The sequence below is a fragment of the Paraburkholderia sp. EG304 genome, assembly GCF_046543485.1.
In the GTDB taxonomy this organism is placed as follows: Bacteria; Pseudomonadota; Gammaproteobacteria; order Burkholderiales; family Burkholderiaceae; genus Paraburkholderia; species Paraburkholderia youngii.
The window spans coordinates 1-15,567 of sequence record NZ_JBKGUA010000086.1 but is presented as its reverse complement, the minus strand read 5'-3'; the positions used below and the strand labels follow the sequence as shown (position 1 = coordinate 15,567).

Genomic DNA, 15,567 nt, shown 5'->3' with positions numbered 1-15,567 from the left:
GTCCCCAACGTGCCCTCGGAAGTACCCGGCGCCAGTACGGCGCCGGGGCCCAGGGTGACCCTGCCGACCGTCCCCGTGCCTTCCAGACGTGCGCCGGTCTCCACATGCACATGGCTGCCGAGCCGGCCATTGACCTGCAAGGCACCGTCCCGCACCGTGGCGTCCTGGCCGAAACCGGACGAATCCGCACCGAGCACCAGCCGGCCATGATCGGTCTTGATCAGCTCACCGCTACCTGACAGCACTACATCCACGTCGGCCTGCATGCGGGCACTGCCCGCACTGCCATCGCCGACCCGGATGATGTTGACGGCCCCATCCAGCAGCAACGCCTCACCGGTCAGACGATAGCCATCGGTCGCGAACTGCAGGCCGGTCGCCGCCACACCGGCCATCGTGTTGTCGACCCGTACGGTTCCCGCGCGCCCCTGAAACACCGCGAAGCCGCCGTGCCAGCGATCATTGGCCGTGCCATCGGCGCCTGTCCAGGATGGCTGGCCCAGGTCCCATACACCGTCACCACCGTCCACGACGGCATTGGCCTGCGCGCCGGGCCCATCCCAGAAACCCAGGGTTACGCCGGTGGTATTGATCAGGTTCACCTGGCCAGGAACGCTGGTCTGTAGGGACAACTGCGTCGGCGGGCTGCCGATCGCCAACGGCGCGATCTCCCAACCCTGATCGTCCAGCACCCCGCCATAGTCGATCACGCGGTACAGGCCCGGCCCAAATCCCCCTTCGTCGGTGACCTGCAACACGCCGTCCAGGCGCACATCGCCGTCAACCTGGAACACCGCGGCCGTGCTGGGCGCGCCCAACCCCACTTCGGTAGTGGCAGAACCGGCCAACTGCAGCGACGCCATGCGCAAGGTCGCCCCCGCGTTACCGCTCAACCGCCCGCCGTCGGCCACCTGCACTGCCCCCTGCAGATAGCCGCTGCCACCGAGCCCGGCGCCGCTGGCCACGTCGAAGGAAGGTGCCTGCAGCGTGGAACCCAGCAACCACAAGCGTCCCTGGTCCACCGCGACCGGATCGATGAAGGCTGCATCACCGCCCAGCTGCCAGTCGACCCCGACCATGCGCAGCGAGGTCCAGCCCACCAATGCGGCGTCCTCCTCACCGACCCCCTGCAGGAGAACACGATTGTTGGCGCCGGTGCTGAGCGCATCGCCACCCAGCACCGAGCCGGTGTCCAGCGTCAGCAGAGTGTCATTGCCGTTGATCCGCACTGCAATGCCAGCACTGCCCGTGATCGTACCGGCGTTGTACACGCGGCCTGCGTCGCCGGTGACGTCCACGCCGAACGTGCCTTCGATGAGCCCGCGATTGTCCAGAACCAGCGTCCCAGAGGTGTTGCGCACGCCTGCGCCGGTGCTGGCGCGAAGCATGCCGCGGTTGTCGACGATGGATTGCCCGGCACCCAGATAGAGCCCGTTCAGATCGCCGACCAGCTCCCTGCTGTTTCGCACCTCGGCACGCTGCATGCCGAGCAGCATGGCTCCAACGCCTGCGCCGACTTGGCCCGCCTCGATCAGGCCGCTGTTGTCCAGCAACGCATTGCGGCCGCCAGTAACATAGATGCCCGTGAGCGCGGATCTGATCTGCTGCTGGTTGACGAGGGTGAGATCAACCTCATTGCTGCCAAAGGCAATCGCAGAGATACCGGTATCCACATCAGCGACGACGCCACTCTGAACGACATCGACCTGCCCGGCCACTTGGCGCTGCACGGCGATGCCGATGGCGCCGCTGCCATCGCCTTGGATCACCCCACTATGCTGGATGGACAACACCCCGCCCAACGGGTTCGGGTCAGCTGCCAGGATGCCCCCGGCGCCGGCAGCCACGTCGATGCGGCCGTTGGACACAATCTGCACGGTCCCACTGGCGCGCACATCGATACCATAGCTGCCAATGCCTCCTACCTGGATGAGCCCGGCATGTTCGACCTGCGCATCGCTGCCTGCATCCCAGTCGCGCACCAGCACACCGCTCTGGGAGGCATGCGGGGCGATGATGGTCGCCCCGTCTTCCACCGTGACGTCCAGACGACCTGCTGCTGTCGCCGATCCGGTGTACGGCCGTACCCCGATGCCCAATGTCGTCTGCACGTTGTTCGGCAAGGGGGTCGCGCTACTGGTATCGACCACCGTGCCGCTGCGCACGGTGAGTGCCAAGGTCGGCGCGGTATAGGTAATGCCAGTCGCGTAGGGATTGCCGGAGGCGTCGCAGATGATCACCGTACCGGTGCCGCATTCGTCGGCGGCACTGGCGGTCACGGGAAGCAGGCTGGCCACGACCGCCATTGCCAGTGGGGCCACTGTCATTGCCCCACGTTGGCACCTCGCCCTGGGGAGATTCGGAACAACCCGCTTCATTGCCACGCTCCGGCGTCTTCCGTTCCAGGTGTACGGACGCATGGCGACCGTGAAGATCACGTGACCGATGCAGAGCGCATTGCGAAGAGGGGGTACTCCTGTGCTCACCAGCTGGCACGCAGCGCCACCTCGCCTGCCACTTCGCGATAGCCACCCCCGCGCTGCCAGCCCAGCGTGCCCCGGCCGCTCCAGCGCTGGCTCAACCTCACCTCCGCGCCACCACTGAGTTCGTAGCGATCCCGTGGCAAGCCACCGACCAGCCGCTCCCCGTCGAAACGCAGGCTGTTGTCGCTGGATTCGTGGAACCAGTTCGCCGCCAGGAAGGGCTGCACCCGGATGCCGGACGCGGCCGAGGCGTCGCCCGACATGCGCACCCCGACCCGGCTGCCGAGGCCACCGCCGTCGCTGCCATCGATCACCGTGCCGTTGGATTCGACATGACGGTCTGCGCTGAAACGGGTATAGCGCAGCTGCGCCTGCGGCTCGACAAACAGCGCGACCCGATCGCCATCGACGATCTGGATGCCGTACCCGGCCTCGATCGATGCGCTGCTGGTCTTGCTGTCGTAGCGTTCCTTGCCCAGTGCATCGCCCTGCACGCTGTTCTTGAACGACGCATGGTTGGCCGACGCATCCAGATAGAGGCCGGTGCCAACGGAGGGATTCTGCATCCAGCTGGCATAGACACCCAACGCCTGTCCTTCCACCCTGCCCCTCGCCGCATAGCCGGTCAGCCGCGAGGTCACGGTGGCGGTGGCCCGGCCAGTGCCCAGCATCACGCCCAGCCGGCCGCGGCTGCCATCGCCCCAGGAGAGCAGGTCCGTGCCGATCTGCAGGACATCGGTATCGCCGCTGACGCGGAGTTGTTCGCCGATCACGCCGTAGTCGGCCTGGTGACGGGCCACGCGCGCCCATGCACCGCGCCGGGACGCGCCGCGGTCACTGCCGCTGCGATCCTGCAGGCGGGTGCCGAACATGCCCGCCGCGGCGGACTGGTTGGCCAGGTAAGCGCCGATCTCCGGACGCAGCACCGGCGTCGGCGGCGGGGCGATGACCTCCGGTTCGCAGTGTCCCTGGCCGGCATCGACACTGCAGGGCACAGGGCGCGGCGGCGGCTCGCAACCGTCCTCCCCGGTGCACGGCTCGGGCGCGTCGTTCAACTCGGAGCGCAGGTACCAGCCGCCATCGTCCGGATCGGTCCTGCTGCCCTTGTGAAGGAAGTACTCGTACACCCCGCCCACCGCGCGCCCCTGAAGTTTGAACGCGGCGTTGGAGTCGCCGTCAACCGCGATCAGCTGGATGCCGTTCGCGGTCTGCGCGCCACGGCCGCCTGCGTTGTTGACGGCGATGTTGCCCTGGCCGCTGGTGTTGCCCCGCACCCAGAGGAAGTCGGTTGGCGAGCGGTCATCGCCGAGCGCGCTGTCGAACACCAGCGTGCTGTCATCGATGGTGAAGTCGCCGCGCACGATCAGCTGGTCGCCTACGCTGCCCGCGCCGAGCAGCAGCGTGCTGCTGTTGCGCAGGCTGAGCGCGTCCACCTGCGAATGGCCCCACGCATCCCAGCGGCTGCCGTCCAGCGTCACGTCCAGTCGGGAGGTATCGTCGGCGAAGGCTGTGCCCTGAAGGCGCGAGCCCTTGGCCTGCAGATCGATGCGGCCACCCTGGCTCGCCCACGCCATGCCCTTGCCTGCTTCAACGAGGAGGTCGCTGTTGTCCAGACCGAGATGGAGGACCGCGCCAGTGTCGGCCACCACCGCCTGCGCGCCTCGCCCGATCAGGGTCGAATCGGTGGCGCTGACCCGGTTGACGCTGTCGGGCAGGCCGGCGAACAGGATGGCGTCGCCGCCATCCAGCACGCTGCCGCCGGTCAGCAGCAGTTCGTTTTCCTTGCCACCGAGGAACTGCACGGCGTGGCTTTGCAGCGAGCGCACTGAGGCATTGTCCAGCCGCACGATCGAGCCGATGCCCTCCGGGCTGCCCAAGTCTTCGAACCCTGCCAGGATACCCACGCTGCCTGCACCGTGAGTATCCACGCGGGTATCTTCAAGAGTGACGTCGGCCCGGTAGACCACGCCCGGCCGGCCACCGATGCTCCAGCGCATCGAGCGCGCGTGGATGCCGTGCGCGCCGTCGCCCTCGGTCACGATCTCGCTGTCCTGCAGGCGGACGAAGCCGCCCATCAGGTGCACGCCGACGGCGTCCTGACCGCTGGTCCGGATGTCGCCGCCGTGGTAGTCCACTTTGTTGACGCCGGCGATCGACATCGCGTGCGATTCGCGGCCGGTGGTGGTCACGCGGCTGTCGCGCAGGGTGATCGTCCCTACCTTGTCGAGCGCGCCGGTGCTGCTGTCGAAGCTGGTCCAGCTGAACTGCAGGCCGAGAGCCTTGTCACCAGAGGTAGTGAAGTCCGACCCCTCGATCACCGCGTCGTGGACGATGCCGTCGTTGTAGCGATCAGCGCCGTAATAACCCAGCGCAGCCATCCCCGCGCCGGTGGTGCTCACCTGGGTACGCTCCATGCGCAGGTTGCCACGCGAGATGCTCACCGCCGACCACCCCCGGTCGCCGCCCACATCGTGATTGGTCACCTTGGAATCGTAGACCTCGGCATGATCATGGGTCGACGGCTGGATGCGCTCCAGTTCGGCGTCACGAATGATCACGGTCTCCGCCGCCGAGGCGTTCGCGGGTTGCAGCATGGCGCTCAACGCGGTGGCGATGGCGAGGCCGAGCGCGGAGTAGCGCGTGGATGGGAGGGTCATGGAAATGTCCTGGTGCGGCGGCCACCCGGCCGGGAGGGTGCGACCTCCTTGGCCGGTAGCGGCGAGCGCTCCCGCAACAGGAAGGTCTGATGTGCGCAGGCCCGGCTGCAGGTCTGCCGTCGCTGGTGCCGGGTGGATTCTCCGGATGAGCGGGAGGCGGGCTATACAACTAATACGAATTGGTGCGCTCGACCTTGCGTTGTTCAGGGGGCGGCGGGGTTGAGCACGGCAGCAGGGGGCAAAAGGTCACGCAGAGATACGTGACGCTTCTTTCACAGCCATTTCACGGAAGGAGGACGAATGATTCACCACCTGTGGATGTCTGGCCCTGATTGGCCGCTTCTGTAACAGACGGTAAACAACACGATGATTTTTCCCGGGCGTTTGTCCAGTTTCGTATTTGTTGCATAGCCGTGGCGATTGACCATCCCTATCTTGCGACTCCACTGGCGCCAAGGCGCTCGGCATCGCTGTCCACCGACTCCGCCAGCGCATACGAACTATCCTCAATACAAAGGTCTTCCCGATGCGTACCCACCGCCGTGAATCGTGCCCTTCGGCCGCGCGCCACCGCTTCTTCTTCCATCGTCTGGGCGGGGCGATCGCTCTGGTGCTGGTTTCAGTGACTGCCAGCGGCGCAACGTTACTTCCTGGACAGTCGGCTACCGTGGGTCCGGGAGACCCGCCGGAAACCTGGAACCTCGAACAAGCGACGCTTACGTTGCTGCCTGGAGCAGCCGCGCTGCAGATCAGCGCCTCCAACAGCTCACGGGTCGATGCCAATGGGGCAACAATAACGAGTGCAAGTCCTGGAGGCGGATTGCGTTACTCGAATTCGTTCGGCGAAATCCGCAATAGCGTTGTGGTGAATTCCACGGGATCGGCGTTGGCAACAGGCGCCCTCATCAACAGCGGCCGGCCTGTCTCTCTCGTGGACGTCTATAGCAGCGACATCCAAGGGGGCAGTTCCGGTGTAGTGGTCGCTGGCGGAGGGTTGGTGCGCCTGTATGACACTTCGGTTCGCTCCTCCGCTGGTCTTGGGAACCTGAGTGGCATGGCCGTGCTGGTAGCAGGAGGACGCGTAGAGATCCAGGATCGCAGCACCATCGTTGGGGCAGTGATAGGGCTCGATGTGACGGAAAACACTGCTGCCGGTGGAGTGGCCGGAGGCGCATCCGCGCTGATCGACAACGCGCGAGTTGAAGGCCTTGCTGGGCCTGCGATCCGGGTAAGACAACTTGGTGAGCCTGTGCTGGCCGATGTCACGGTTCGCAACGGTGCGAGCCTGGTCGGAGGCAACGGCAACATTCTCGAGGTTGAAGGCAGCTCCACCGCCAATTTCAACGTCGAGAGCAGCGCACTGACCGGCAACATCGTCAACGACGCCACCTCTATCACCAACGTCAACCTCAGCAACAATGCCAGCATCATTGGCGTGTTCGACAACGTCACCTCGGCCACGTTGGCCGGTGGCGGGCGCTGGCAGCTGGCCGGGGATTCGGACGTGGGCGCTTTGACCCTCAACAGCGGCGGCACGGTTGCGCTGGGCGATGGGACGGCGTTCAACACGCTTACCGTCAGCGGCGACTATGTCGGCGCCGGAGGCACGTTGCTGTTCAATAGCGTCCTGGGTGATGACGCCTCCGCGAGCGACAAGCTCATCGTCGGTGGCAGCACCAGTGGCCAGACCAATGTAGCGGTCACCAACGTCGGAGGTGCCGGCGCGCAGACCGTGAATGGCATCCAGCTGATCCAGGTCGGTGGCGCCTCCAACGGTGTGTTCACGCTGGCCGGCCGCGCAGTTGGTGGGCAGTACGAGTACTTCCTGCACCAGGGCACCGCTGCGGCCCCCACCGATGGCAACTGGTATCTGCGCTCCGAGCTGCCGGTAGTGCCGGACCCGTGCCTGGCCGACCCGACGCTGCCGGGGTGCACGCCGGTCGTGGTCCCGCCGGACCCGGATCCGTGCGTGGTGAACCCCGCCCTGCCCCAGTGCCAGCCGCCGATTCCGGTGTTGCGCCCGGAGCCGGGTGCGTACCTGGCCAATCAGGCGGCCGCGACACAGATGTTCGGCATGCGTTTGAGCGATCGCACCGGCGGCACCGCGCGTGGCCTGTCCGAGCGCGGTGCATGGGCGCCTGGGCCCGTGTCAGCCGCAACCAAGCCGACTACGGCGTGATCGCCGATCAACTCAGCGTCAACGGTGACACCTCGGTGCTGCAGGTTGGCACCGATCTGCTCAACTGGGGCGCGGACAGCCGCGGCCAGTTCGGCGTGATGCTGGGGGGCGGCCGTGCAAACAACACGGTGACCTCGCGCGAGACCGGTTATTCGGCCAAGGGCAAGGTCGAGGGTCAGGCCGTGGGCGTGTATGCCAGTTGGCTGCAGGACCCGGTGCAGACCACCGGTGTGTACGTTGATGCGTGGGCGCAGTACGCGCAGTTCAAGAACACGGTGCAGGGTGATGCGCTGGCCAAGGAACGCTACGACAGTGATGCGAAAACCGCATCGGTCGAAGCCGGTTACAGCTTCAAGGTGCTCGACAGCGCCAGCACTGCGATGTTCGTCGAACCGCAGCTGCAGCTGAGCTACACCGATTTCAGCGCGGACAACCACGTGGAAACCAACGGTACGGTGATCGACAGCAGCGATGCTGGCGGCCTGACCAGCCGCGTGGGCGTGCGGCTGTTCGGCCATGCCAACAGCGACGTCGGTAACCGCGTGCAGCCGTTCGTGGCGGTGAACTGGATTCATGGTGCGGACGACAACAGCCTGCGCTTCGATGGTGAGCGCCTGGAAGGCGGTTTGCCGAAGGATCGCTACGAGGCCAAGGCCGGTGCGTCGCTGCAGCTTGGCCAGCGCTGGACGGCGTGGGGCGATATGGGGCTGCAGAAGGGCCAGGGCGGGTATCGCGATGTAGCCGGGCAGATAGGGTTGCGCGCCAGCTGGTAAAATTGCGCGAGCGAAACACCATTCAACGCGCGCGGTCATTCCGCGCGCGACTTCATGACATTGCAGGACATCCTTTGAGAACCATGACCCGCTTGGCCCTGGCGCTGAGCCTGGCCGTTTGCGCCTTGCCGCTGCAGGCGGCCGACACCCCGGATCCCGAGCGTATCGCCTTCGATGCGTTGAGCCCGGTGATCAATGCGCTGATCCAAGCTGAAGACAACGACGATTTGATGAAGAGAGCCGAAGCGCTTGAGGAGACGAACGGTCTTCAGGCGCTTGCGCTCTATCTGGCTGGGGCACGTGAGGGTCCGAGAACGTTGGCATCGGCATCGTACAAAATAGCCTCGCTGCTGGCCCGCCGCGGTGATGACGAAGCAGCCCTGCTCTATCTTGGGATGGCCAGTGAGCATGGTCTGTATCCCCCTCAGCTGATCGAGAATCCGGATTTCAACGACCTGCGGCAGACCCCTGCCTACCTGACCGTGCTTGCTGAAGCGCAGCGGCTCCGTGACGCAGTGTCACCCGAGTGGGCCGGAGCGGTGGGTCACGTACTTTACCCCGCCACCGAGCGCTCGGAGGCGCCGTGCCCTCCTGTGGTTATCTGGCTGCATGGTTACGGCAGCAATGGCTTCCTGGATGAAAGCTATCAGCCGCTTGCCGATACGGGCGCGATACTGGTGGGTATCAACGGCACCGAGATTGTAGATTCCCTCATCAGCTTCCGTTGGTCCGCGCCGGGTTTCGAGGGGACCCATCAGGCGGTGCAGAAGGGGCTGGACAAGGTGGAAGCATCCCACTGCATCGACCGCAGACGCGTCTACCTGATGGGCTTCTCACAGGGCGCCCTGCACGCCGGTGCATTGCTGGCGCAGCATCCCGATGCCTACGCCGGCGCGTTGCTGATGTCGCCCGGCGGCAGGCAGCCCAACCCGACCACGAGCAAGGCCCGCGGCAAGCGTGTGGTGGTGATCAATGGCGAGCAGGAAGGGCCTGGCAACCTGCAGCGGGCCGATGCGTTCCGGACTTTGTTCGGCAGCGGCAACGAGGTGCAGTCGCGTGTGCTTGTCGGCGAGCCGGAGATCCCGGACGATTGGCAGCGCTCGCTACCTGCTGCACTGCGTTGGATGATGGAAAGCGGAGGCTGATGCACGACCGCGTGCCCGGCATCGCGATCGCGTGCCGGGCATGGCGTGCGGCTGTTGTTGCTCAGCCGCGCAGCGTGGTGGCCCCGTCCACCTAGAGATCGCTCATCGCGCAGCCATTGTCGCGCAGCCGCTCGACCAGTGCCGCGCCGACGCCGCCGCCCGCGCTTTGATCGCCAAGTCGCAACTTATTGTATTCCCGCACATGGTTACGTCCCCTACCCTGTTCTGCTTCGTTGCCCAGCAGCGCCGCCGACACGTACCCAATGTCTCCTGTCTCCTACGTTTCCTGCCGCCACACTCAGCCACGTCGCCGCATATGGCCGGCCGCTCTGCTCTTCGCGTGCCTCCCATTGGCTGCCATTTGCGCGCCTCTGCCATCGCCGGATCAGCGCTCCGTTCCAGCGCCCGGCGCCACCACTCGCCATGCATTGTGCAACGCCGAGCGCTGTGTACTAGTGGATGGAACTGGCAAGCCCCTGTCTTCATGTCCGTTTTCCGAGCTTGCCGGTTTCACGCAAGGCCTTGCAGTGTTCAACAGTTCGCCCTCTGGCTATAAGGGTGTCATCAATTCAGATGGGAAAGCGGTCTTCGCGGGTCGTTTTCCGGTTGTGAACATAGCCGGCAATGGGCTGATCGAAGCGCGTTCGCACTATTCGGGTGGCGACCTTTCCTACTACAGCCGGGACGGACAACGTGTGCGCCATTTTGATATGGCCACCGCGGAGGATCCTCTTCACCTGGACCAATGGTCCGGCGCACCCGTGGTGACCCGCTGCGGCGACGATGGCTGCACGGCAGAGGTAATTGGAGAAGACGGACGGACGCTGGCATCGTTCGCGCGACTCGACGTCCTCGAGGGCGGCACCTTCGCCGCCGCCTCCACGGATGGCAAGCTCTTTGGACTGGTGGATGCCCAACTGGCCTGGCGCGGACGTCGTGACTACCAGACCATTGAAGCAACCGAGTATGGGCTGCTGGCAAAGCGGAAAGATCGTCTCACTGTGCTCGACGCGCAAGGCCGGGAACTGCTTCCACTGGCCGACTACCGGCGCATCCGTCGCCTCGAAACGGGCGCCTTCATGGCCCTCACCTATGCGGGCCAGTGCCGCTACTTCTCGGCGCAAGGAAAGCCACTGAAGGCCAGAAACAACGATTGCGTCGTGTTGGGCACGAGCACTCCGCAGGGCGAGCCGCAGTTGCCGCATCAGTATGGGAACCTGTCCGCGTTTCGATCCAGCCCGCAAGGCACGGTGTTGCGCGACGACCTGCTGGTCGCCGAGGTCGAACAGGGCGTCGGCCTGGTCGATCTGCAGGGAACGTGGAGGATTGCTCCGCGCTACAGCCAGGTCACGCCATTGAGCCGCACTCTGGTGGCAGCACAGGAAAGCCCCCGGCAATGGCAGATCCTGACCACCGACGGCACTGCGAGCGGCGCCACCTACTTCGAGCTTCCCAGGCGCGCGCGCCTGCTGGATGGCAGATTCGGCTTCGTCGTCAGTTCAGGCGACCACGACGGTCTACTGAGCGAGCAGGGTGGCTGGCTGGTACCGGCCCAGTACAAAAACGTGCGCACTACCCCCCAGGGCGCAGTGATCGTGCACCGCGACCTCGGCCCAGGCAGGAGCTCGGCCCATCTGTTCGACGTGCACCGCAATGCGGAGCATCCCGGGCCGGCCATGACCAACCTGAAAGAACGCGATGATGGCCTGATCGAGGGCCACAACATGGATGACGACACCAGGTACCTGCTCACGCCGAGTGGTCAACTCCTGACCACCCTGACCTACACACCACGTTCCATTCCAAGCGGTGCCGACGTTACGCCGCCATCGCCGCCCAGCCAAGATGACGACTGGCCCATCGCGAGTTTCGACTGCAGGCCTGTCGCGCATTGAGCGGCGGATGCGTCGCCGTTTTTCCCGCGCTCGACGCGCATCACCCCCGCAGCGTGGCGCCCCCGTCCACGTAGAGATCGCTCATCGCGACATGACCGGCCTGGTCGGAGAGCAGGAACATCACGGCGTTGGCGATGTCCTCCGGGCGGGCCAGCTTCTGCAGCGGTATGCCGGCCTTGTACGTCTCCGGCGTCCCTTCGATCACGCGCTGCTCGCCCTGCCCGTCCGCCCACATGCCGGTCTGCATGGGGGTGAGGGTCGAGCCCGGCGCGACGATGTTGCAGCGGATGCCCAGCGGCGCCAGCTCCAGGCCGAGGCAGCGGGTGAACATGGTCGAGGCGGCCTTCGAGGCGGCGTAGGCGGCCATGCCGTGGCGCGGGACGCCCGCGGCGTTGGAACTGACCGTGACGATCGCGCCCCCGCGACGCGGCGACATCACCCGCGCCAGCGCACGCGAGACGTGGAAGACGCCGTCCGTGTTGACCGCGAACACCCGGCGCCATTGCGCGTCGTCGGTGTCGGCCACGGTGCCCGTGTGCAGCACCCCGGCGACGTTGATGCCGAAGCCGATCGGCCCGATCCCGGTCTCCACCTCCGCCACCAGTGCATCCACCGCGATCGGGTCGGTCACGTCCAGGGCTCTGGCGTGGACGTTGGGCTGCCCTGCCCCGGCCACATTCTCGGGTGCCACCCTATCGGTCGCGACCACGGTGCAGCCGCTGTCGCGCAGCTGCTCGACCAGTGCCGCGCCGATACCACCGCCCGCGCCGGTCACCAGCGCGATGGTGCCTTCGAATCCAGTGAGTTTCATGCTGGTGTCCTGTGTGTGTCGTGCTGCCGAAGGTGCGCATCCAGCCAAGGGGCGATCTGCGCCACGGCATCGCGGCCGGTGAGTTCGGCGTGCAGGTAGGGAAGCTCGATCGCCTCCACGTGCGCGGCGTGGGTCTGCCACAACGCGGACTGCAACTGCGGGCGGGCGAGATGGTCGCGGCCGGCGCGCACGTGCAGCAGCAGACCGTCGTAGTGGGTGTGATGATGGGCGCGGATCAGGCGGTTGGTGCCGGTGACGGCACGGACCACGCCATCGAGGACGATATCCGGCAGGTTGCCCAATGCACTTTCGCCGCGGCGCAGGAAAGCCAGGATGCGTGCGCGGCTGTCCAGCTCGGGATGCGCTTCCGGGTCATGGCCGGCGATGGCGAGCAGAGCGCGCAGCGCGGCGATCGGGTCCGGCTCGGGTTCGGCCCGCCAGCACTCGCTGGGATAGGCATCGAGCAGGGCCAGCACGCCAACCTCGTGGCCGCGCCCACGCAGGTGCACCGCCATCGCCTGCGCGAGGATGCCGCCGACCGACCAGCCGAGCAGATGCACCGGGCCGGGCCTGCCCACGGCCAGGATGCGCTCCGCGTAGTCGGCCGCCAGTGCTTCGATGCTCGCCGGCAGTGGCCGGGTGGGATCGAGCACCGGCGACTGCAGGCCCTGCACCTCGCGCGCGGGTGAGAGTGCACGGGCCAGGTCGCGGTAGTTCCACGCGATGCCGCCGGCAGGATGGATCACATACAGCGGGGCGCGCGCCGCATCTCCACTGGCCAACCGGATCATCGGGGCCAGCCCATGATCGGTGGCGGTGGGTGGCGCATCGATACGGACCGCCAGCGCGGCGACCGTGGGTGCCGCGAATACCGCGCCCAGGCCCAGGTCGCAGCGCCACCGCTGCTGGATCGCCAGCAGCAGGTGCACGGCACTGAGCGAGTCGCCGCCCAGGGCGAAGAAATCGGCCTCGGCACTGACCGGTGCGCGCAGCCCCAGCGTCTCGGCGAACAGCGCGGCCAGCGCCTGCTCGGTTGCGGTGCGCGGCGCAACGCCCAAGGCAGACGCCTGCGCCGGTGCGGGCAATGCGGCGCGATCCAGTTTGCCGTTGGCCGTGACCGGCCAGTGGTCCAGTTCCACGAAGGCAGCGGGCACCATGTAGTCCGGCAGACGGTTGGCCAGATGCGCCCGCAGCGTCTCCAGCGACGGGCCACCCGTGTTGAGGTAGGCCACCAGCCGTGGCTCGCCGGGGCGGTCTTCGCGCAGCAGCACTTCGGCACGGGTGACGCCGGGTGCCGAACGCAGCGCCGCGTCGATCTCGCCAAGCTCGATACGCAGGCCGCGCAGCTTGATCTGGTGATCGCTGCGGCCGAGATACTCCACCGCCCCGTCGTCGCGCCAGCGCGCCACGTCACCGGTGCGATACAGGCGCCCTCCGACCACGAACGGATCGGGCAGGAAGCGCTCGGCGGTGAGATCGTCGCGCCCCAGATAGCCGCGCGCCAGCTGTACGCCGCCGAGATACAGATCGCCGGCGACGCCGGGCGGCAGCGGTTGCATGCCAGCATCGAGCACGTACAGGCGGGTGTTCCAGACCGGATGACCGATCGGCACCGGCGCGGACGTGTCGTCCTGGTTGGCTGGCCAGAAGCTGACATCCACGGCCGCCTCGGTGGGGCCGTAGAGATTGTGCAGCTCGGCCTGCACCGTGGCATGGAAGCGGTCACGCAGTGCGGCATCCAGTGCCTCGCCGCTGGTAAACACGCGGCGCAGCTGCAGCCCGCGCGCCGCCGGGGCCGCCAGGAACGCGGCCAGCATCGACGGCACGAAATGCAGGGTGGTGATCGCGTGCTGGCGGATCAGTGCGGCCAGCGCCAGCGGATCGCGATGCGCGTCGGGCGGGGCCACCACCAGGGTGGCCCCGCTGATCAGCGGCAGGAAGAACTCCCAGACCGAGACATCGAAGGTGGCCGGGGTCTTCTGCAGGATGCGGTCGTCGGGCTGGATCGCGTAATGCGCGCGCATCCATTCCAGCCGGTTGACGATGGCGCGATGCTCGATCAGCACGCCCTTCGGCTCGCCGGTGGAGCCCGAGGTGTAGATGACGTAGGCCGCGTCGTCCGGCTGCGGCACGGTGCTCAGCGCGGCCTCGTTGTCGTGCTGCCACTGCGCAGGGTCCAGCACGGGTGTGCCCGGGAACCGCGCGCGATCCTGCGCCAGCGCCAGCACGCAGACCGGCTCGGCAGAGCGCAGGATTCGGGCCAGGCGCTCGTCCGGATGGGCCAGGTCCACCGGCAGGTAGGCGCCGCCGGCACGCAGCACCGCAACCAGGGCGATGATCAGCTCCAGCGAGCGCGGCAGCGCCACCACCACCCTCGCCTCTCGGCCCACGCCCTGCGCCTGCAGCTGCAGGGCCAGCGCACGGCTGCGCTGCTCCAGCTCGGCGAAGCTCAGGTGATCCGTGCCGAAGACAACCGCGGTGGCCTCGGGCGTCGCCGCCATCCGTGCGGAGATCAGCGCGGCCAGGCTGAGCTCGGGTACCGGATACGCTGTGGCGTTGATGTCATGCAGATAACGCTGTGCTTCGGCGGGCGTGCACAGCGGCACCGAGGCGATCGTGCCGCCGGTGGCCTGGACGTCCAGCGCGGCCGACACGAAATGCAGCAGGCGCGCGGCATGCGCCTGCACCTGTGCGGGGGTGTACAGCGTGGGATTGGCCTCGATCTCCAGATCGAGCACGTCCGTGCCATCCCCGCGGAAGCCCAGCGTCACGTCATCGACCGGACCGGTGGAGAGCACCTCGAGCGTCGCAGCGACGCCGGCCAGCTGCAGCGGCCGATAGAACGGCTGCACGTTGACCAGCGGGCCATGCAGGCGACGCTGGCCGCCGATCAGGCCGAGGTCGCGCCGCAGCTGCTCGCCGCGGTAGCGACCATGGCGCCGGCCCCGCATCAGGCGCATCGCGATGTCGCGCACATAGGCATCCACGCTGTCGTGCGTGGCCGCGACCCGCAGTGGCAGGACGTTCATCACCATCGCCGGGACGCGTGCGGAGACGCTGCCGAGGCGGCCCATGAACGGCACGCCGATCACCGCTTCCGCTTCACCACTGATCCGGCGGCAGTACTCCGCGCCGAGCGCGGTCAGCAGGTCCGGCCAGGGCTGGCCGATCTCGGTTGCCGCCGCGAGCAGGCGCTCGCGCAGGGCGGTGTCGATCGGCTGCACGTGGCGCAGCGCATCCGCTGCGGCCGGCGCCACGCCCGCCTGCAGCCCGGTGGCGGCCGGCGCGTCGGCCATGGCATCGCGCCAGTAAGCGGCATCGCGCGTGCGGCGCTCGCTGTCACGGTACTGGGCGTCTTCATCAAGCACGGGCAGCAACGGTGCCACCTCAGCCCGCTGCGGATGACCTGCATACAGCGCGCAGACGCGCTCGGTCAGCAGGCCCATGCCGTAGCCATCAGTGGCCAGGTGGTGCACGCGCAGGTACCAGACGCTGCGCGCCGGGCCGAGCAGGAACAGGCGCTGTTGGCTGAGCCGATCGCGGGCGGGATCGACCGGGCCGAGCCGGTCGCGCTGCATGGCGTCGCGCGCGGCGGCAGCGGGGTCCGGCTGATCGGACAGATCC

At 67.1% G+C, this 15,567-nt stretch carries 7 protein-coding genes and 1 pseudogene; 3 read left to right on the top strand and 5 right to left on the bottom strand.

Features of this window, described 5'->3' with window-relative positions; genetic code table 11:
- Both ACLFKU_RS39955 and ACLFKU_RS39950 read right to left on the bottom strand, forming a co-directional pair.
- Positions 1 to 2,327: hypothetical protein (locus ACLFKU_RS39955; RefSeq protein ID WP_410852897.1), on the bottom strand; the 2,327-nt coding region annotated here is incomplete at its 3' end.
- Positions 2,328 to 2,482: 155 nt separating this feature from the next.
- Positions 2,483 to 5,140 (bottom strand): autotransporter outer membrane beta-barrel domain-containing protein, encoded by a 2,658-nt coding sequence (locus ACLFKU_RS39950; protein WP_410852896.1) that lies wholly within the window; start codon positions 5,138 to 5,140, stop codon positions 2,483 to 2,485.
- A 526-nt stretch (positions 5,141 to 5,666) separates the two neighbouring features.
- Between ACLFKU_RS39950 and ACLFKU_RS39945 the strand changes: the two are divergent.
- Together ACLFKU_RS39945 and ACLFKU_RS39940 are read left to right on the top strand one after the other, a co-directional pair.
- Positions 5,667 to 8,092, top strand: a pseudogene (locus tag ACLFKU_RS39945) (autotransporter outer membrane beta-barrel domain-containing protein).
- Between the two features lie 74 nt (positions 8,093 to 8,166).
- Positions 8,167 to 9,237: an alpha/beta hydrolase gene (locus ACLFKU_RS39940; RefSeq protein ID WP_410852895.1), complete on the top strand. Its 1,071-nt coding sequence runs from the start codon at positions 8,167 to 8,169 to the stop codon at positions 9,235 to 9,237.
- A gap of 91 nt (positions 9,238 to 9,328) precedes the next feature.
- Here the strand turns inward: ACLFKU_RS39940 and ACLFKU_RS39935 are convergent, their stop codons facing one another.
- Complete coding sequence (locus ACLFKU_RS39935; protein WP_410852894.1) at positions 9,329 to 9,493, bottom strand: hypothetical protein; 165 nt, start codon at positions 9,491 to 9,493, stop codon at positions 9,329 to 9,331.
- A 271-nt stretch (positions 9,494 to 9,764) separates the two neighbouring features.
- Between ACLFKU_RS39935 and ACLFKU_RS39930 the strand changes: the two genes are divergently transcribed.
- Positions 9,765 to 11,132, top strand: a complete 1,368-nt coding sequence (locus ACLFKU_RS39930; protein WP_410852893.1) for a hypothetical protein — start codon at positions 9,765 to 9,767, stop codon at positions 11,130 to 11,132.
- 40 nt (positions 11,133 to 11,172) lie between these two features.
- Here the strand turns inward: ACLFKU_RS39930 and ACLFKU_RS39925 are convergent, their stop codons facing one another.
- Positions 11,173 to 11,943 (bottom strand): 2,3-dihydro-2,3-dihydroxybenzoate dehydrogenase, encoded by a 771-nt coding sequence (locus tag ACLFKU_RS39925; RefSeq protein ID WP_410852892.1) that lies wholly within the window; start codon positions 11,941 to 11,943, stop codon positions 11,173 to 11,175.
- Positions 11,940 to 15,563 (bottom strand): amino acid adenylation domain-containing protein, encoded by a 3,624-nt coding sequence (locus ACLFKU_RS39920; protein ID WP_410852898.1) that lies wholly within the window; start codon positions 15,561 to 15,563, stop codon positions 11,940 to 11,942. Before ACLFKU_RS39920 ends, ACLFKU_RS39925 begins: the two co-directional genes overlap by 4 nt.
- Positions 15,564 to 15,567 lie beyond the last annotated feature (4 nt).